At 69.5% G+C, this 17,544-nt stretch carries 17 protein-coding genes; 13 read left to right on the forward strand and 4 right to left on the reverse strand.

All coding sequences use genetic code 11. The annotated features are described in order from the left end of the window. Nucleotides 1–4: 4 nt before the first annotated feature. From ACX80I_RS03735 to ACX80I_RS03745, 3 genes are all read right to left on the reverse strand, one after another. A complete protein-coding gene (locus ACX80I_RS03735) occupies nucleotides 5–739 on the reverse strand; it encodes an SDR family NAD(P)-dependent oxidoreductase (protein WP_459343807.1) in 735 nt (244 codons plus the stop codon). Nucleotides 740–1,037: 298 nt separating this feature from the next. Next, on the reverse strand, nucleotides 1,038–1,403 hold the full coding sequence (locus tag ACX80I_RS03740; RefSeq protein ID WP_459343808.1) for a VOC family protein: 366 nt from the start codon (nucleotides 1,401–1,403) through the stop codon (nucleotides 1,038–1,040). Between the two features lie 74 nt (nucleotides 1,404–1,477). Further along, complete coding sequence (locus tag ACX80I_RS03745; protein ID WP_459343809.1) at nucleotides 1,478–2,899, reverse strand: amino acid permease; 1,422 nt, start codon at nucleotides 2,897–2,899, stop codon at nucleotides 1,478–1,480. A 194-nt stretch (nucleotides 2,900–3,093) separates the two neighbouring features. Between ACX80I_RS03745 and ACX80I_RS03750 the strand changes: the two genes are divergently transcribed. The 10 genes from ACX80I_RS03750 to ACX80I_RS03795 all read left to right on the forward strand — a co-directional run bounded on the left by ACX80I_RS03750 (nucleotide 3,094) and on the right by ACX80I_RS03795 (nucleotide 11,866). Continuing rightward, nucleotides 3,094–3,462, forward strand: coding sequence for a hypothetical protein (locus ACX80I_RS03750; protein ID WP_459343810.1), 369 nt, complete (start codon nucleotides 3,094–3,096; stop codon nucleotides 3,460–3,462). Between the two features lie 109 nt (nucleotides 3,463–3,571). Beyond that, nucleotides 3,572–4,675, forward strand: coding sequence for a phosphotransferase (locus tag ACX80I_RS03755; protein ID WP_459343811.1), 1,104 nt, complete (start codon nucleotides 3,572–3,574; stop codon nucleotides 4,673–4,675). Nucleotides 4,676–4,838: 163 nt separating this feature from the next. Beyond that, nucleotides 4,839–5,978 (forward strand): NAD(P)/FAD-dependent oxidoreductase, encoded by a 1,140-nt coding sequence (locus tag ACX80I_RS03760; RefSeq protein ID WP_459343812.1) that lies wholly within the window; start codon nucleotides 4,839–4,841, stop codon nucleotides 5,976–5,978. 14 nt (nucleotides 5,979–5,992) lie between these two features. Continuing rightward, nucleotides 5,993–6,898, forward strand: a complete 906-nt coding sequence (gene sigJ / locus ACX80I_RS03765; protein ID WP_459343910.1) for an RNA polymerase sigma factor SigJ — start codon at nucleotides 5,993–5,995, stop codon at nucleotides 6,896–6,898. A 110-nt stretch (nucleotides 6,899–7,008) separates the two neighbouring features. Next, nucleotides 7,009–8,007 carry a TIGR03885 family FMN-dependent LLM class oxidoreductase gene (locus tag ACX80I_RS03770; protein ID WP_459343813.1) on the forward strand — a complete coding sequence of 333 codons (999 nt, stop codon included), beginning with the start codon at nucleotides 7,009–7,011 and terminating at the stop codon, nucleotides 8,005–8,007. 55 nt (nucleotides 8,008–8,062) lie between these two features. Next, nucleotides 8,063–8,854, forward strand: coding sequence for a ZIP family metal transporter (locus ACX80I_RS03775; protein ID WP_459343814.1), 792 nt, complete (start codon nucleotides 8,063–8,065; stop codon nucleotides 8,852–8,854). A 188-nt stretch (nucleotides 8,855–9,042) separates the two neighbouring features. After that, a complete protein-coding gene (locus tag ACX80I_RS03780) occupies nucleotides 9,043–9,507 on the forward strand; it encodes a DUF4383 domain-containing protein (protein ID WP_459343815.1) in 465 nt (154 codons plus the stop codon). Between the two features lie 131 nt (nucleotides 9,508–9,638). After that, nucleotides 9,639–10,529, forward strand: a complete 891-nt coding sequence (locus tag ACX80I_RS03785) for a diacylglycerol/lipid kinase family protein (protein WP_459343816.1) — start codon at nucleotides 9,639–9,641, stop codon at nucleotides 10,527–10,529. Nucleotides 10,530–10,618: 89 nt separating this feature from the next. After that, on the forward strand, nucleotides 10,619–11,497 hold the full coding sequence (locus ACX80I_RS03790; RefSeq protein WP_459343817.1) for an alpha/beta fold hydrolase: 879 nt from the start codon (nucleotides 10,619–10,621) through the stop codon (nucleotides 11,495–11,497). Between the two features lie 129 nt (nucleotides 11,498–11,626). After that, on the forward strand, nucleotides 11,627–11,866 hold the full coding sequence (locus ACX80I_RS03795) for a hypothetical protein (RefSeq protein ID WP_459343818.1): 240 nt from the start codon (nucleotides 11,627–11,629) through the stop codon (nucleotides 11,864–11,866). Between the two features lie 63 nt (nucleotides 11,867–11,929). On the opposite strand, the gene ACX80I_RS03800 is transcribed toward ACX80I_RS03795, so the two are convergent. Further along, a complete protein-coding gene (locus ACX80I_RS03800) occupies nucleotides 11,930–12,130 on the reverse strand; it encodes a hypothetical protein (protein WP_459343819.1) in 201 nt (66 codons plus the stop codon). 326 nt (nucleotides 12,131–12,456) lie between these two features. Between ACX80I_RS03800 and ACX80I_RS03805 the strand changes: the two genes are divergently transcribed. The 3 genes from ACX80I_RS03805 to ACX80I_RS03815 all read left to right on the forward strand — a co-directional run bounded on the left by ACX80I_RS03805 (nucleotide 12,457) and on the right by ACX80I_RS03815 (nucleotide 17,540). After that, nucleotides 12,457–13,866, forward strand: coding sequence for an MFS transporter (locus ACX80I_RS03805; RefSeq protein WP_459343820.1), 1,410 nt, complete (start codon nucleotides 12,457–12,459; stop codon nucleotides 13,864–13,866). A gap of 63 nt (nucleotides 13,867–13,929) precedes the next feature. Continuing rightward, complete coding sequence (locus tag ACX80I_RS03810; protein WP_459343911.1) at nucleotides 13,930–16,029, forward strand: molybdopterin oxidoreductase family protein; 2,100 nt, start codon at nucleotides 13,930–13,932, stop codon at nucleotides 16,027–16,029. Next, nucleotides 16,026–17,540, forward strand: a complete 1,515-nt coding sequence (locus ACX80I_RS03815; RefSeq protein ID WP_459343821.1) for an FAD-dependent oxidoreductase — start codon at nucleotides 16,026–16,028, stop codon at nucleotides 17,538–17,540. Before ACX80I_RS03810 ends, ACX80I_RS03815 begins: the two co-directional genes overlap by 4 nt. The last annotated feature ends 4 nt before the right edge of the window (nucleotides 17,541–17,544 follow it).

Consider the following 17,544-nt stretch of genomic DNA (forward strand, 5'->3'; position numbering starts at 1 on the left):
CGGATCAGCGACCGGGCACCAGGGGCACGCCGGTCTCCTCCGCCAGGGCCTGGAGGAGCCGGTCCTGGAACGCGGCGTCGTGCACCGCCAGGTGTGGCTCGCGCCGCCGTCGGTGGTACCAGTACCCGCCGCTCGTGAGGGCGTCGGGATCGTCTCCCGTCGCGAGCCACACCTGGGTCCGGTGGCCGAGCTCGAGGTCGTCGGGGGCATGGGGACCGCCCATCCTGGTCGGGACCCAGCCGGGGTCCACCGCGTTGCTGAGCAGTCGGGGTTGCAGGCGGGAGAGCGCGACGGCGAGCGTCGTCACGAAGAGCTTGCTGTCCCCGTAGGAGCCGGGCACGCCACCACGCCAGTCGACGCCCTCGAGCGACGCGCGCCCACCGTAGTGGGAGCCGCTGCTCAGGTAGACGTGGCGCCGCGGACCCCGGAGCAGCGCGGTGAGGAGGTAGGGCGCGAGGACGTTGACGGGGAGGACCGCCCGCCCGCTCCAGACCCCTGCGTTGTGGATCACCGCGTCCAGCGGCTCCGCTCCGCCCAGTTCCGCCGCGATGCGCAGCACCGCGTCCCGGTCCTCGAAATCCCCCACCACGAGGTCCGCGCCCCGGCGGATCAGGGCTTCGAGAGCGGCCGCCCGGTTCGAGTTGCGGGCGTGCACGACGACGTCGTGTCCGCCCCCGAGCAGCGCTTCCGCTGCTGCCAGCCCGAGCCCGTCGGTCGAGCCGGTGACCAGGATCCTCACACCCGTGCCGCCTTTCGAGTTCCTGACGCACTCTTCATCGGCGCTGCTCCTCTCCAGGAATGGGTTTCCGCCGGCCCGTCCGGCCGCGGGCGATCAGCCTAGGGTCCCGCGTGCCGGCGGCGCACCGCAAGACCGAACGATATCCCCGCGGCCTGCAGCCCTGCGCCGCTCGTGCACGCACGCCCTCCATTTTTGCTCCGTCCTCCCGCCAGCTACTACGGCCTCAACAAGCGATTGCCGTTATCGGCGGAAGGAGCTCGCCGGGTCGCGGCGGCACGAGCCATGAGCGGTGCAGGACCTAGCTTTCGGCGCCGACCTCTTTGGGTCCTAGGATGCAGAATTCGTTGCCTTCCGGGTCCGTGAGCACGGTCCAGGGCTGCGAACCCTGGCCGATGTCGACAGCACGAGCGCCCAGCGCCAGCATGCGTTCCACCTCGAGCGCCGGGTTGTCCGGACGGAAGTCGAGGTGCAGCCGGTTCTTGACCGTCCTGGGATCCGGCACCGGCACGAACAGCAATCCTGGCAGCCGATTCGGTGAGGGGCGGATCTCGAACTCGTCCTCGGATTCGAAGGTCACCACCCAGCCGAGCGCGGCGGCCCACCAGCGTCCGAGCTCGCCCGGCTGTGCCGCGTCGACCACCACCTGTTCCCATTCGAGACTCATGGCAATACTTTAGTGAGCGGGACCAGCTACCCGATGCCGCGGCGGGAAGCCGGGCGCTCCCGCTGCAGTCCCTATCAGGCGCCGCGGCGGGCTCCCGCGGTCACAGTCCGGGCGGACCCACCTGCGTCGGACTCGCGCGGGGTCCCCTCGCCGCGCGAGCGGTAGCGCCAGAGGCCGATCCCGACGACGACGGCGGCCAGTGCCAGCGAGAGCAGGAGGGACTCCCGGGTCGAATCCAGGACGAGCATGCCGACCAGCAGGGCAACGATGCTGACGATGGCGACCCAGGTCAGGTACGGGAACAGCCACATCTTCAACGGGAGGTGCTGGGCGGACGCACCCATCCTGCGCCGCAGGATCAGCTGGGAAGCGGCGATCACCAGCCACACGAACAGGGCGATTGCTCCCGAGGTGTTGACCAGGAAGAGGAAGACGGTGTCCGGGGCTATGTAGTTGAGGCCGACGGTGATGAAGCCGACGACCGTGGAGGCCAGCACGGCCGCCGCGGGGACGCCCCGCTTCGAGATGCGCATCCAGGCGCCCGGGGCGTCGCCGCGGTGGGCGAGCGAGAACAGCATGCGGCTGGCCGTGTAGAGGCCGGAGTTGAGGCAGGACAGCACGGAGGTGAGCACGACGATGTCCATGATGGTGCCGGCCCCGGGGATTCCGAAGAGCTCGATCACGGCGACGTAGGGGCTCTTGGCGACGGAGGCGGAGTTCCACGGCAGCAGGGTGACCACGATGGCGATGGACCCGATGTAGAAGACCAGGATGCGCCAGACGGTGGATTTCACGGCCTTCTTGACCGCATCGACGGGGTTCTCCGATTCACCGGCCGCGATCGTCGCGATCTCGGCGCCGAAGAAGGAGAAGACGACCACCAGGATGCCTGCCAGCACCGCGCCCGGCCCATTGGGCATGAAGCCGCCGTTGCCGACCAGGTTATCCAGTCCAGGGGCAGGAACTCCGGGGACGAGTCCCAGGATCGCAGCGAGGCCGAACAGCAGGAACAGCACGATGGCGGTGACCTTGATGGACGCGAACCAGAACTCGAACTCCCCGAAGGACTTCACGGACCCGAGGTTGGTGAGGGTGAGGAGGACCATCAGGAGCAGCGCCCAGACCCATTGGTCGATGCCCGGCACCCAGCGGTGCATGATGGCGGCGCCGGCCGTGGCCTCGATGCCGAGGACGATGATCCAGAACCAGGCGTAGAGCCAGCCGATGCTGAACCCCGCCCAGCGACCCAGCGCCTTGTCCGCGTACGTGGAGAAGGAACCGGTCTCCGGGTTGGCTGCTGCCATCTCGCCGAGCATGCGCATGACGAGGATGACCACCAGTCCTGCGGCCAGGTAGGCGACCAGGATCCCCGGACCTGCCTGCTGGGTCGCGGCACCGGATCCGACGAAGAGTCCGGCGCCGATCACGCCGGCGATGGCGATCATGGACAGGTGCCGCGGTTTCAGGGATTTCGACAGCTGGTGGTCAGCAGGCATGGAAGGGCCGTTCTTCGGAGGGGGGGGTCGGACCGGCTACAGCGGAATCCGCGGTGCTGCGGGTGACAGGACGTTCTACCCTAGACCGCCGGCCACGGGGATGGAAAAACGGTCCAGGAGCCGGGTGGCGCCGATGGGGCTCGCAGGGCCGGGCCCTCGTAGACTGTCCTCACACCATCTCAAGGAGTTTCGTCGTGCCCTATCGCAGTAAGGACCTACTTCAGCGGTGGGTACGTGAGTTCGCCGCGACCGGCGCGACGTCGAAGAGCGTCGTCGAGGTACTCCGGCACGACGGCGGAGCAGGTGCAGATACGGGACTGGTCGTGATGCGGATGACCGACCTGCCGTCGGACGTCTACCTTCACCCCGTCGCTCCTGGTGACCCGACGTGGGAAGTCAACTTCGGACCCCGCGAGCGGGACCTCACGATGAGCGCAGGGAAACTGCGCGACCTTGCGAAGGAGCTGACCGACGCGGCAGCGCTGTGCGAGTTCTTCGAACTCAAGTCGGCACAGCACGCGGCGGCATCGAAGCGGACCGCGGTGCCGGCTCCGACGCAGTAGACCTGCCGCACCGGATCGGTCGGGACGGAGTCTCCTGTCCCCGGCGGAATCGCACCGCCTGGTCGGCGTCGTTCTTGTCCTCCCCCGGCATCGGACGGACACTGGGGGCGTGCAGGACGTCGAGGTTTCTACTGCGACCCTGGAACGGGTCGCCGCAGCAGCGATGCAGGCTGATCAGCCGGTGCAGGTACTGGACCATGAGTTTCACCCGTTCGAGCTGTCCCCGGCCAACATGACGACCGGTGGACTGTGGCGGCTGCGGGGTACCGCCGCCGACAGCCGAGGCTTCCACGCATTCCGAGCCGTGCTGAAAGTGATCTGCACTCCCCTGCGGGGGTCCGGCATCGATGCTGTTCCTCCAGAGATGAGGGGCGACCTCGTTGCCCAGATGCCCTGGCGCACCGAGGCGGACGTCTACGAGAGCACCTTGAAGAACTTCCTTCCTCCGGGACTGCGGATCCCTGACCTCTACTTCGTTCAACATCTCGATGAGGACAGCGCCGGCATCTGGATGGAAGACGTCCAGGACGATCCCGCGCCGGTGTGGGATGCCGGGCGCTACGCGCACATGGCCTATCTCCTGGGGCGGCTTGCAGGTGTGCCGGGGGCTCCCATGGGCGTCCGACGCGACCTCGCGGACTTCGTGGCGGGCCCGGGCGAGCATGTTTTCATCCCTTTGCTCCGTGCGGGGATGCTGCACTCCCTCCCCGTGTACGACGGCGTGATCGATGAGCACCTCGAGCGGGACCTGCTCGCCGTCGTGGAGCAGATCCCCCTCCTTCTGGCAGAACTGGCGACGCTGCCGGTGGCACGAGCCCACGGCGACGCCTGCCCTCAGAACCTCCTGCAGACCGGTTCCGGAGTGGTCGCCCTCGACTGGGGTAGCTTCGGCACGATGGCGGCAGGGTATGACCTCGGCCAGCTGCTCGCGGGCCGGGTCAATGACGGGCTGATGGACGGCGCGACGCTCCCCCTGCTCGCTCCTGCCTGTGTGGAGGCCTACGGGCAGGGACTGAGAGCTGAAGGCGCCCCGCTCTCCCTTGCTCTCGTGCGGCGTGGCTTCGCGATCTCCATGGCCATCCAGAGCGGACTGTCCGCCCTGTTCCCCCCACAGCTGGACGAACCGGTCACGGACGAGCTCCGCGATCTCGTGCACGCCCGAGCCGGCATGGCACGCTTTCTCATCGACGAACTCACTGCATCCGCACTCTGATACCGGCGGGACGACACCAGCGGGAGGACGACGAGTACCGCGGCCCAGGCGCTCGCCGATGCAATCCTCCCCTGTGAGCGCGAAACGAGAATCACCGAGCGGAGGTGTCACAGAACTCCTGCGCGCGGTGTCTTGATGATGTCGATGAATTCCGAAGGAGGACATGATGTCTGGAACGGTGCGTGTAGTGGTGATCGGTGGCGGATACGCCGGAGTGATGGCGGCGAACCGGGTTGCCGGAGGCAGGCCTGGTGCGGCTCCTGTCGAGGTGGTCCTGCTCGATCCGGGAGCGCAGTTCACCGAAAGGATCCGGCTGCACCAGGTCGGTACGGGAGGCAGGGATACGGCAGGGGTGCACTGGGCAGCGGTACTGCACCCGCAGGTGCGCCGTGTGCAGGCCCGGGCACTGAGCATCGACTCCGGGAACCGGCTGGTCCGGGTCGACCATGAGTCCGTCCGTTTCGACTGGCTGGTCTATGCCGTCGGCAGCGGGGAACAGCCGACATCTCTGTTGTCGGTGACGAACCGGGCAGCGGCACGATCGACACGGGAAGCGATCGCGGGGCTGGCTCCGGGCTCGGCGGTGACGGTAGCCGGGGCCGGCCCCACCGGGGTGGAAGTGGCAAGCGCGCTGGCGGTGGCACGCCCCGACCTGCTCATCACGATCGTTGCGCCATCGGGCCTGGCCCACCCGCTCACCGGACGCCGCGCTGTGGCCCGTCGCCTGCAGCACCTGGGGATCTCCGTCGAGGAGGGGGTAGTGGATCCGGTCACCGGGACGATCACGTCCGGCGGCCGTTCCCGCCCTTCCGCCGCGGCGACGATCTGGACGGCAGGGCTCGCCGTGCCGTCCCTGGCCTCGGACAGCGGACTTCCCGTGGGCGGGGACGGCCGGCTCCTGGTGGACGCCACCCTCACCGTGCCGGGGCATGAACGCCTCCTCGGTGCGGGCGACGCGGTATGTGTCACGGGGGCCGCCGGGGCACACCTCCGCGCCTCCTGTGCGGCGGCCCTCCCGATGGGGGCCCACGCCGCCGACACCGTGCTCGCCCACCTGTCCGGCGTCGCGCCCTCGGCCATCGACATCGGCTATCTCGCGCAGTGCCTCGATCTGGGCGCCGGGCGAGGACACCTGCAGCTCGTGCACCCCGACGATGCACCCCGCGTCGTCTCGCTCTCCGGACGGAGTGGGGGGTGGGTCAAGGAGCAGATCTGCCGGATGACCGTGGCGTGGCTGGCCCGGGAGGCCCGCACACCGGGGTCCTTCCGAGGGCCTGCGGGCCCGGCCGTGCCCGTAGGCTGATGCCTGTGGCACCCATGACGGAGCAGGACGAGTTGTTCGCCGCCCACCGCTCGATGGTCTTCGCCATCGCCTACGAGATCCTCGGCACCCGCGCCGATGCCGACGACGTCGTCCAGGACACCTACCTGCGCTGGGCGGGGGTGGACCTGGCAGAGGTCCGCACGCCCCGGTCCTACCTCGCGTCCATCGCCACCCGCACCGCGCTCAACGCGGTGCGGACGGTGGCTCGCCGCCGGGAGGACTATCCGGGGCCCTGGCTGCCGGAGCCCCTGGTGGCGGAGGGAGACACCCCGGAGCAGCACCTCCTTCTGCAGGAGCAGCTCAGTTACGCGCTGTCGGTGCTGCTGCAGCAGACCACACCGGAGCAACGCGCCGTGTTCATGCTCCACGACGTCTTCGGGCTGCCCTACCAGGCCATCGCCGAGGCGGTCGGCAGGAATGCGGCGGCGGTCCGGCAGATCGCCGTCCGCGCCCGGTCGCGGCTCTCCGCCGTCGACCGCACGGCGATGGGCGCCGAAAGCACCACCGTGGCCCTCACGGCGTTCCTGGACGCACTGGTCACCGGAGATCTCCAGGCCCTGATGGATGTGCTGGCTCCCGACGCGGTGCTGCTGTCCGACGGCGGGGGCAAGGTCGTCGCGGCCCGCAAGCCCATCCTGGGAGCAGAGGCCATCGCGGCGTTCCTGCTGAGGATCGCCCGCACCCCGGTGGCGCAGCTGCGCGTGGACATCGGCCCGCTCAACGGTGGCCCGGGAATCCTCATCCGTTCAGGGGAGGACCTCGCACTGACCCTCGCTGTGGCCCTGGATCATCAGCACAGGATCACCGGCGTCTATCTGGTCCGCAATCCCGACAAGCTGCGCCTGTCCGCGGCCACTGCAGCGCAACCGGGCGTCCCCACGACCGGCGGTGGCCCATAGCAGGTCCTCCCCCGGGAGCGGAACCGGCTGCGCCCTTGTCCTCGAGTGAGGACCTGCGGAAGCTGGAATGACGACACCCGCCCGGTCAGACCAGGAAAGAGGTACCTTCCGTGACAGAGTTCGGCTTCCACTGTTCGCATGAACAACTCGGACCCCGGCAACTCCTCGACAACGTGAAGAAGGCAGAGGACGCCGGCTTCACCGCCGCGATGTGCTCGGATCATCTGAGCCCGTGGAGTGAGCGCCAGGGCGAGTCGGGTTTCGCCTGGACGTGGCTGGGGTCCGCACTCGAGGCCACGTCGCTCTCGCTCGGAGTCGTGACCGCGCCGGGCCAGAGATACCACCCGGTCATCACCGCCCAGGCGATCGCCACCGTGGAGCTGATGTATCCCGGCAGGTTCTGGGCGGCGCTCGGCAGCGGGGAAGCGATGAACGAGCATGTCACGGGGCAGAGGTGGCCTTCCAAACCGGAACGCAAAGCGCGCCTCGCAGAGTGCGTCGACGTCATCCGGGCGCTCCTGGCCGGGGAGGAGGTCAGCCACCAGGGCCTGGTCACGGTCGACCGGGCGAGAGTGTGGTCGCTGCCCGACACCCCGCCGCCTCTCATCGGAGCGGCAGTCACCCGGGAGACCGCCGCCTGGGTTGCCTCCTGGGCCGACGGTCTCGCGACCATCCTGCAGCCGATGGACGAGCTGCGAAAGGTCATCGGTGCCTACCGGGACGCCGGGGGCCGCGGCGACGTCGTCATCCAGACCCAGGTGAGCGTGGCACCCGGCCGCGAGGAGGCGCTGTCGATCGCCCACGACCAGTGGCGGACGAACGTCTTCCCACCACCCCTGTGCTGGGACCTCGAGACCGCCGAGCACTACGACCAGGCAGCCGAGCACGTCACCCCCGCCGCCGTGGCCGAGTCCGTCTTCGTCACCGACGATCCCGGCCAACTCGTCGATCTCCTCGCGGCGATCTCGGAGCAGGGGGCGGACCGGATCTACCTGCACAACGTCGGCAAGGAGCAGGATTTCTTCCTCGCGACGATGGCGGAGCACGTCCTGCCACAACTGGATGTCACCTCACGCCACACACCGGAGGTCATCGCACCCGGTTCCTGATGCCGGCCGCCGGCTCCCCCTATCGGCCCTCCGGCTGCCTTCCTATACTTGCGCCATGGCAACGTCATTGCTGTTCGGCGTGATTGCTTCCAGCGCCCTCGTGGTGGGTGCCTTCATCGGTCTGCGTTTCGAACTGCCCAAGCGCGTCCTGGCGATCCTCCTGTCCTTCGCCGCAGGATCCCTGATCACGGCCCTGACCTTCGAACTCTTCGAGGACGCCTTCGAGCAAGGGGGCATCTGGCGCGCCGCGGTCGGGCTGCTCGCGGGCGCCGTGGTCTTCACGGCCCTGAGCGCGTTCCTCGACCGCTGGGCCCAGCAGGGTGACCGATCGGTCCCGGCGGACGAGTACGAGGGCAGCCCCAAGCTCGACACCGATGCCGCTGCCTCGGACCGCTCCCCCACGGAGGCGTCCACTCGCGGTGCGGCGGGCCTGGCCCTCCTGGCCGCAGTCACCCTCGACGGCGTCCCCGAGAACATCGCCCTGGGCGTCGCACTCGGCGGAGGTACGGGCGGATTGGCCCTTCTCGCTGCGATCTTCGTCTCCAATCTGCCCGAAGCACTCGTGGGAGCGTCGTCGATGCGTAGCCAGGGCAAGTCCCCTCGGACGATCCTCGGTCTCTGGGGCATCTGCGCGGTCTTGCTCGTCATCGCGGTCGTCGTCGGCGCCGGCCCGCTCTCCGGCGCCGATCCGGAGACCATTTCGCTGCCCCTGGCGTTCGCCGCCGGAGCGGTCATCGCCTCGCTGGCCGACACCCTCATGCCGGAAGCCTACGAACACGGCGGGCCGGCAGTAGCCCTCAGCACGGCCGCCGGATTCGTTCTCTCCTTCGTCCTCTCCCTCATGTAGGAAAACTTTTCGTCGCGCGACATGGCGCACCCCACGCACAAACGCGAAGCAAGCTTACTAGTGTGGGGGTGATGCACCGGCGATCCCCTCAGGACGGCCGGCGCATCGGGTCTCACCCATCCTTCGACGACTGCATCACGAACATCATCAGTCGCAGCAGCACCACTCACTCAACTGGGAGAACAATCATGACCACCGCAAGTACGCCCCGAGCGGGCACCCGCACCAACGTCCAGAAGGCGGCCCTCGCCGTCGGCGCAGTCTTCCTGCTCGTCGGCCTCCTCGGCTTCGTCCCGGGTATCACCAGCCAGTACGACCAGCTCAGCTTCGCCGGGCACGAGTCCGGCGCCCTGCTCCTCGGCCTGTTCCAGGTCTCGGTCCTGCACAACATTGTGCACCTGCTCTTCGGTGCTGCCGGCATCGCCATGGCCCGCACCATCAGCGGAGCACGTTCCTACCTGCTGTACGGGGGGATCATCTACCTTGTCCTCTGGATCTACGGCATAGTCATCGACCAGAACTCGGCCGGCAACTTCGTGCCCCTCAACGGCGCGGACAATTGGCTCCACTTCCTCCTCGGCGTCGGCATGATCGCCCTGGCCCTGCTCCTGACCCGCGCTCACGACCGCAACCACAAAGCGGCCCACGCCTGATCGGTCCTGAACCACCAGGAACAGCATGAAAGCGCACGGATGAGGCTCCGGAATATCAATTCCGGAGCCTCATCCGTCCGCACGCACGCGTCGGACTGCGAAACGAAGATGGCTTACTATACGGTTTGTCCATGACCTCACCGCGCCGGTTCGACACCATCACGATCATCTTCAACCCCAACAGCACGGGAGACGCCCCGACGCTCGCTGCCGGGCTCCGGGATGAACTGGTGCCGGCTCTGCCGGAGTCGGAGGTGAGACTGCAGCCCACCGAACACGCCGGGCACGCGATCGACCTCGCCCGGGAGGCGGCTGCGGCGGGCAACGCCCTGGTCGTCTCGGTCAGCGGGGACGGCGGGTACAACGAAGTGGTCAACGGTGTGCTCGCAAGCGGCCGGGATGACGCCGTGTGCGCGGTCCTCGCCGCCGGCAATGCGAATGACCACCGCCGCGTGACGGGGCGCAAGCCGCTGGCAGAGGCCATCATCGAGGGCCAGGTCCGCAGGATCGACGTCCTGCGCCTGAGCCTGGACGCACCGGGAGCAGAACCGGTTCATGCCCATTCCTACATCGGCTTCGGGCTGACGCCGGTCATGGCGATCGATCTGGAGAAAGGGAGCAAGGGCGCCCTGAAGGAGATGTTCTCGGTCGCGCGCACCTTCCGGAAGTTCAAGCCTTTCGAGATTCGCCTGAGTGACGGGAAGCGCCAGAAGTTCGACAGCCTGATCTTCGCGAACATCGCCCAGATGGCGAAGTACGCGACGCTGAGCGAAGCCGACGAGCAACCGACCGACGGGCAGTTCGAGGTCATCCTCTTCCCGCATGCGGCCAAGTGGCGGATCCTGCTGACTGCCGTGCGGGCAGCCACGAAGGGGCTGGGAGACCAGCCGAGCTATTCCCGGTACCGGTTCTCGACGCTCAAGCCTATGCCGTACCAGATCGACGGTGAAGTGAAATCCGTGGAAGCGGACACCCTCATCACCATCGAGAGCCTCCCGCGAGCCATGTCGACCCTGGGTTGATCATCGACACTCGCCCCGCCGCAGCACACCGCGCTGTTCGCCCCTAAGGCCTCCGGCCTGCCCGACACCGACAGGACACTGATCCGCCCGTGGCCCTCCGATCCGCCAGGTACCTCCCGCCTGCCCTCCTGCCCGCCCTCCCCCGTGCGATGGAACAGACAGCGAGCAGCCGGACGATCGAGGGCGAAGGAGGGCTGTACCGGCTGCACCTGCACGTCAGGGCGGGAAATGCCGAGCCCGGACCGGCGTTCGTGCTGGTCCACGGCATCGGGATGTCGCACCGCTACTTCGATCGGTTGCAGGCCGAGCTGCTCGATCACGGTGATGTCGCGGTCTTCGATCTTCCTGGTTTCGGGGGCACTCCCCGGCCGTCGCGCCGTCTCGGTGTGGCGGACTACGCGCACCTGATGGGGCAGGCTCTCGAGCAGGCCCGGCTGTCGTCGTGCGTCCTCGTGGGGCATTCGATGGGTGCGCAGTTCGTCACGGAACTGGCGCTGCAGCGCTTCGATCTCGTCTCCGCTGTCGTCCTCATCGGTCCGGTCACCGATACGGCTCACCCCTCCGCCGTCCGGAATGCCGTGGCCCTGGCACTGGACAGCCTTCTGGAGAGTCCGTCCACCAATCTGCTCGTCGCAGGCGCGTACCTCCGGTGCGGCATCCGCTGGTACCTGACCGAGCTGCCCGTGATGCTCGGCTATCGCCTCGACGACCGGCTTGCCAGGGTGGTCCAGCCCGTCCTGATACTCCGCGGAGCCATCGACGTGATCGCCGGCCGGGCCTGGTGCCGGCGGCTCGGCAGAGCAGCCCGTCGCGCGATGGTTGTGGAGGCACCCGGCCAACCGCACGGCGCGCATCGCGGCGCTGCACCCCTGGTCGCCCGGGAAATCCTCCAGTTCCTCAACCGCTACTCCTCCGGCACGGCTCCGGAGGACCACCGGAACGCGCCGGAGACGGAACTCCTGCACTGAGGACGGCGACGACCGGCCGCACGCACAGCGGGGTTCGGACGGCAAGGGCTGTCGGCTGCACCAGCACGGCCCTTGCACAAGCCTCGCTCATGCAGAATGGAGCACTGGGATGCATGCTAGGAGGAGCCTGTGAGTCTGAAAGACCTTGATCGGGTGGTAGCTGCGGCACGGAAGGACACCGCCGCTTCACACGATGACCTGGCCGGTATCGACCCGCCGGAGGAACTCCAGAGCGCAGTGGCATCGGCCATCAGCAACGGCGAGTCCCTGGCCGCGGTCGCTGCCATCGCCGACCTGTCGCCCCTGGCGGCGCTGGACGTGCTGGAGCGGCACAGCCCCCAGGCGAGCCCGGCCTCACCGATCACCTGATCCGACCGGCTGACTGATCCGACCGGCTGACCTGCCCTGTTGACCTGAAGCGGCGCGCGGGTATCAGGTCTCGAGCATGTCCCGCAGGTCGAGTTCCTCGTTGACTTCCTCGAGCCGGAATTCGGTCTCGGCGTGCGCTTCCCCGTCGGTCGCGTACTCGAAGTCCAGCTCACGGTGGACCCTGCTGTTCAACACCTCGACCTGCTCCGTCGGTAGGGAGCCGACGTCGGGGAACGCCTCATGGGGCGCGATCCTGCTGTTCATAACCATCCATTTCCCACTGGGTCAACAAAAGCTCCATGCCGGGCATCCGCAGTGGCAGGAACGGGAGCGCCGCCACTGATTGTAGGCATACCGGAAACCACCCGCCGGCCGCGGAGTGGCTCGGTCCGTGAAGCTTGAACGAATCTTGAGCGGACGGTGCGCCTCGACGACCACCCTGTGGGAGCCGGGTTCGCCGAAGATCTCACAGCGGTCCGGGCCCTCGGATAGGTGAACGTCACGGAGCGTTTACGCAGCACGCAAGGGCCGGAAATGCGCGCTCACTAGCGTCAGGGGAAAGCAGGACCACCCATCCCCTGGAGGACTCCGTGAGCATTGACGAAGCATCATCGCCCCTGGCCGCCGCACCGGCGGCTCCGGCGAGCGCGCCACCGCTGGGGCATCGCAGCGGCCGCTGGATCGACAACTGGGACGCCGAGGACACCGCGCAGTGGAACAGCGTCGGCAAGGCCATCGCCAAGCGGAACCTCCAGTGGTCCATCGCCTGCGAATTCCTCGGCTTCGTGGTCTGGCAGCTCTGGTCGATCGTCGTCGTATACCTGCCCGCGGCGGGCTTCACCTTCTCGACGTCGCAGATCTTCTGGCTGATCTCCATGCCGTCCCTCGTCGGGGCCACCCTCCGCATCCCCTACACCTTCATGGTGCCGAGGTTCGGCGGCAGGAACTGGACCATCATCTCGGCGCTCCTGCTGCTGATCCCGACGATCGGACTCGCGCTCTGCGTCGCGAACCCCGAGACTCCGTTCGGCGTGATGCTCACCGTCGCGGCGCTCGCCGGCTTCGGCGGCGGCAACTTCGCCAGCTCGATGGCGAACATCACCTTTTTCTACCCCGCCCGTGAGAAGGGCTGGGCCCTGGGCCTGAACGCCGCGGGCGGCAACCTCGGTGCGGCCGTCGCCCAGCTCGTGGTCCCGGTCGCCGTCGTGCTCGGCGCCGCGGCCACCCTGAACCTCCCGCTCGCCGGCCTGCTCTGGGTGCCACTGATCCTGGTCGCCGCCTTCGGCGCCTGGAAGTACATGGACAACCTCTCCAGCGCCAAGAGCGACCTCGCCGGTTCCCTGGCCGCCGTCCGCGAACCGCACCTGTGGATCATGGCCCTGCTCTACATCGGCACCTTCGGGTCCTTCATCGGCTTCGCGGGTGTCTTCCCGAAGCTGATCGCCGATACCTTCCCCCCCTTCTCCACCATCGCCATGGGCCCGGTCACGCTGGGCCTGGCGTTCCTCGGCCCCCTGGTGGGTTCCCTCGCCCGGCCCTTCGGCGGGCGCCTCGCGGACCGGTTCGGCGGAGCACTCATCACCGTCGGAGCGTTCGCCGTCATGGCGGCCGTCGCCCTCGCCGTCGTCTGGACGCTCCCCCTGGCCAACTTCTGGCTCTTCCTCGGCCTGTTCCTCGTGCTCTTCGCCGCCGCCGGATCGGGAAACGGCGCCACCTACCGGATGATCCCGGTGATCTTCGCCCGGCGCGGTGCCGCCGCAGGATCGTCGGAGCTGCGCGAATCCGTCAGCACGGCCCGCAAGTCGGCGGCCGCCCTCGGCCTCATCTCGGCGGTCGGCGCCTACGGCGGCTTCCTCATCCCGCAGGTCCTCAACGCCTCGAAGGGTGCCTCCGGCAGCTACGAGGGCGCGTTCTACGGGTTCGTCTGCGGCTACGTCCTGATGCTCACCGTCACCTGGTTCTTCTACCTCCGCCGCTCCTCGACGCTCGGCAAGGTCTGACCGGTGGAGCAGGCCGGGACCGGGCAGCCGACGCACTGCCCCTACTGCGCCCTCCAGTGCGCCATGACCGTCACGGCGAGCCACAGCCACGGCAGGAACGACGGCGTGACGGTCACCGGCCGGGAGTTCCCCACCAACCGCGGCGGGCTGTGCCGGAAGGGCTGGTCCGCCGCGGATTTGCTCAGCCACCCGGACCGGCTCACCGCACCCCTGGTCCGCGGTGCCGACGGCGTGCTGCGGGAAGCGGAGTGGGATGCCGTCCTGCACCTGATCGCGGACCGGGTCCGCAGCATCCAGGCGGAGTCCGGCCGGGACTCCGTCGCGGTGTTCGGCGGCGGCGGCCTCACCAACGAGAAGGCGTACACGCTGGGCAAGTTCGCCCGGCTCGCGCTGCGCACGTCCCGCATCGACTACAACGGCCGGTTCTGCATGTCATCGGCGGCAGCGGCCGGGAACCGCGCGTTCGGCGTGGACCGAGGCCTCCCCTTCCCCCTGGAGGACCTCGACGCCGCGTCCGTGGTCCTGCTCCTCGGCTCGAACACCGCGGACACCATGCCGCCGTTCGTCCAGCACCTCCGGGGGGCGCAGGCCGCCGCGGGCCTGATCGTCGTGGACCCCCGGCGCTCCGCGACCGCCCGCCTGACCGATCAGGGCAAGGGCGTCCACCTCCAGCCCACGCCCGGCACGGACCTCGCGCTCCTCCTCGGCCTCGCGCACGTGGTGGTCGCCGAAGGCCTCGAGGACCACCGCTACCTCTCGGCGCGGACCAGCGGGTACGACGACGTCGCGCGCGGGCTGGCCCGCTGGTGGCCGGAGCGCGTGCAGGGCATCACGGGCGTCCCCGCCGCCGCCATCCGGGCGACGGCCCGGCTCCTGGCGCAGGGAGCGCGCAGCGGAGCACAGGGCGGTCCCGGTGCCTACATCCTCACCGGGAGGGGCATCGAACAGCATGCGGACGGCACCGACACGACCACCGCGGCGATCAATCTCGCGCTCCTCCTCGGCCTGCCCGGCACGCAGCACAGTGGCTACGGGACACTGACGGGCCAGGGCAACGGGCAGGGCGGCCGGGAACACGGCCAGAAGGCGGACCAGCTGCCCGGCTACCGGAAGATCACCGACCCTGCGGCCCGCGCGCACGTCGCCGCCGTCTGGGGGGTGCCCGAGGACGCCATCCCCGGGCCCGGACTGCCCGCCGTCGAACTCCTCGCCTCCCTCGGCCGGCCGGGCGGCACCCGATGCCTCTTCGTGCACGGCGCCAACATCGCGATCTCGGCACCGAATGCCTCGGCGGTGATCGACGGACTCCGGTCGCTCGACCTCCTCGTCGTCTCGGACTTCTTCCTGTCCGAGACCGCGGCCCTGGCCGACATCGTGCTGCCCGTCCTCCAGTGGGCCGAGGAGGAGGGCACGGTGACGAACCTCGAGGGCCGGGTCCTGCGCCGACGCGCAGCCGTTGCCCCTCCCGCCGGCGCGCGCAGCGAGCTGTGGTTGATGCAGGAGCTCGCCCGCCTGCTCGAGGCTCAGTCGCTCTTCAGCGACGACCCGGCGACGATGTTCGATGAACTCGCCCGCGCCAGCGCCGGCGGGATCGCCGACTACTCCGGGCTCGACTACGGCGTGCTCGACGGCGGAGCGGCCGCCTATTGGCCCTACCCCGCGGGGAGCACCGGCACTCCGCGCCTGTTCCTCGACGCGTTCGCCCATCCGGCCGGACGCGCCGCGCTGGTGCCGGTGGCTCCACCGCCGGCCGCCCTCGACGCGCGGGTCCCTGCCCCGCTCCTGCTCGCCACGGGCCGGCTGCTCGAGCACTACCAGTCCGGGACGCAGACCCGGCGGGTCCCCGGACTGCTCGCCGCCCAGCCGGCGGCACGCCTGCAGCTCCATCCCGCCACCGCCCAGGACCTCGGCATCGCGCAGGACGACCCCGTCGTCGTCACCAGCGCCCATGGTGACGCCCGGGCGCTGGCAGACCTCACCACTGACATCCGGCAGGACACCGTCTTCCTCGCCTTCCACTACGCGGAGGCGGGAAGCGCGAACCGGCTCACGGGAAGCGCCACGGATCCGGTCTCGGGCATGCCCGAGTTCAAGACGACACCGGTCCGGGTCGCGTCCCTGTCCGCCCGTGCATTCACCGACCGGCTGGAGGCCATCGCATGAGCAACGCCGCACCTGTTCCGGAACGGATCGTCGTCGTGGGCTTCGGGCCCGTCGCCGCGCGGCTCGTCGAGCACCTCGAGCCGCTCGTCGCCGCCGGACGCGTGGCGCTGACGGTGATCGGCCAGGAGCAGGACGCCGCCTACAACCGGGTGCTCGTCGCCGACGTCGCCGTGGGCCGCACGCGGGAGTCCGCCATCCGGCTCGCCGATGCGGCGGCGCTGATCGCCGCGGGTGTGGATGTCCGGCTGGGCGCCCGCGCTACGAGGGTGGACCGGCCCTTCCGGCGGGTCCTGCTCGACGACGGACAGGCCATCGCCTACGACCGCCTGGTCCTCGCGACCGGGTCACGCCCTCTCCTGCCGCGGCTCGAGGGGCTCCACGACGAGTTCCCCCTCCCGCCGGGCGTGAGCTTCCTCCGGGATCTTTCCGATGCGCGCGCCATGTCGGCGGCCCTGGCCGCGCGGCAGCGCATCGTGGTGCTGGGCGGAGGCATCCTCGGCATCGAGGCAGCCCTCGCCGCCGCCGAGGAAGGAGGGCGCGTCACGCTCGTCCACAACGGCAGGGCCCCCATGGAGCGGTTCCTCGGGGAGGGCTCACGGGTCCTGGCCGCGGCCCTGACCAGGGCCGGCATCACCGTGGTGGCCGGCACGTCCACAGGCATCACCCTCAGGCACGGGCGCTTCTCGGGTCTCACCCTCGAGGGCGGCACCCAGGTGGACGGCGGCGCCCTGGTGCTCGCCTGCGGCGTGAGGCCGCGTACCGAACTCGCCGACGGCTGCGACCTTCCCACTGCCGCCGGGATCCTCGTGGACCACGAACTCCGCGCACTCGACACCCGGGACATCTGGGCGATCGGTGACTGCGCCGAGGTGCGCTGCTGGGACGGATCCTGCCCGGCATGCATCGGTGTCACCACTCCGCAGGGGCTGATCGGCCCGGGCTGGCAGCAGGCGGACCAGCTCGGCCGGGCGTTCGCTGCGGAACTGTCCGGGGTCCCCGCCCCCGCCGTCGGCCCGCCCGACCGGCGGGACGCCGTCCTGGTCCTCAAGGCCCGCGGCGTCCACGCCGTGACCGCGGGCGAGACGGACGCCGACCCGTGGACCGTGGAACCGGGCCTCGCCGTGGCCGTCTGGTCGGACCCGGGGCACGGTCGCTACGCGAAGATGGTCACGCGTGACGGCGTGCTGACGGGCCTCGTGTGCGTGGGCATGCCACGGACCGGCGCGGAACTGGTGCTGCTCTTCGAACGCGGCAGCGAACTGCCCGCCGATCGCTCCAGCCTCCTGCGGCTCGACAGCATCGAGGGCGCGAGCGCGGTGCGGCCTCCCGGACCCGACGCGACCCTGTGCCGGTGTGCGGGGATCACGCGGGGCACGGTGCAGGAGTCCGTCCACTCGGGCTGCGCCACGGTGCAGGACGTCTCGGTGGGCACGCGGGCCGGAACCGGCTGCGGAGGCTGCCATGACGACATCCGGGCGGTCATCGAGCAGCACTTCGCCGTGGCATCATGACGGG

The organism is Arthrobacter rhamnosi (assembly GCF_054510855.1).

What these genes read in the sequence shown, in the direction of transcription:
- ACX80I_RS03775 (WP_459343814.1), top strand. Translation starts at nt 8,063, where the DNA reads ATGGCAACGTCATTGCTGTTCGGCGTGATTGCTTCCAGCGCCCTCGTG.
- ACX80I_RS03810 (WP_459343911.1), top strand. Translation starts at nt 13,930, where the DNA reads ATGACCGTCACGGCGAGCCACAGCCACGGCAGGAACGACGGCGTGACG.
- ACX80I_RS03760 (WP_459343812.1), top strand. Translation starts at nt 4,839, where the DNA reads ATGATGTCTGGAACGGTGCGTGTAGTGGTGATCGGTGGCGGATACGCC.
- ACX80I_RS03740 (WP_459343808.1), bottom strand. Translation starts at nt 1,403, where the DNA reads ATGAGTCTCGAATGGGAACAGGTGGTGGTCGACGCGGCACAGCCGGGC.
- sigJ (WP_459343910.1), top strand. Translation starts at nt 5,993, where the DNA reads ATGACGGAGCAGGACGAGTTGTTCGCCGCCCACCGCTCGATGGTCTTC.
- ACX80I_RS03745 (WP_459343809.1), bottom strand. Translation starts at nt 2,899, where the DNA reads ATGCCTGCTGACCACCAGCTGTCGAAATCCCTGAAACCGCGGCACCTG.
- ACX80I_RS03780 (WP_459343815.1), top strand. Translation starts at nt 9,043, where the DNA reads ATGACCACCGCAAGTACGCCCCGAGCGGGCACCCGCACCAACGTCCAG.
- ACX80I_RS03785 (WP_459343816.1), top strand. Translation starts at nt 9,639, where the DNA reads ATGACCTCACCGCGCCGGTTCGACACCATCACGATCATCTTCAACCCC.
- ACX80I_RS03800 (WP_459343819.1), bottom strand. Translation starts at nt 12,130, where the DNA reads ATGAACAGCAGGATCGCGCCCCATGAGGCGTTCCCCGACGTCGGCTCC.
- ACX80I_RS03815 (WP_459343821.1), top strand. Translation starts at nt 16,026, where the DNA reads ATGAGCAACGCCGCACCTGTTCCGGAACGGATCGTCGTCGTGGGCTTC.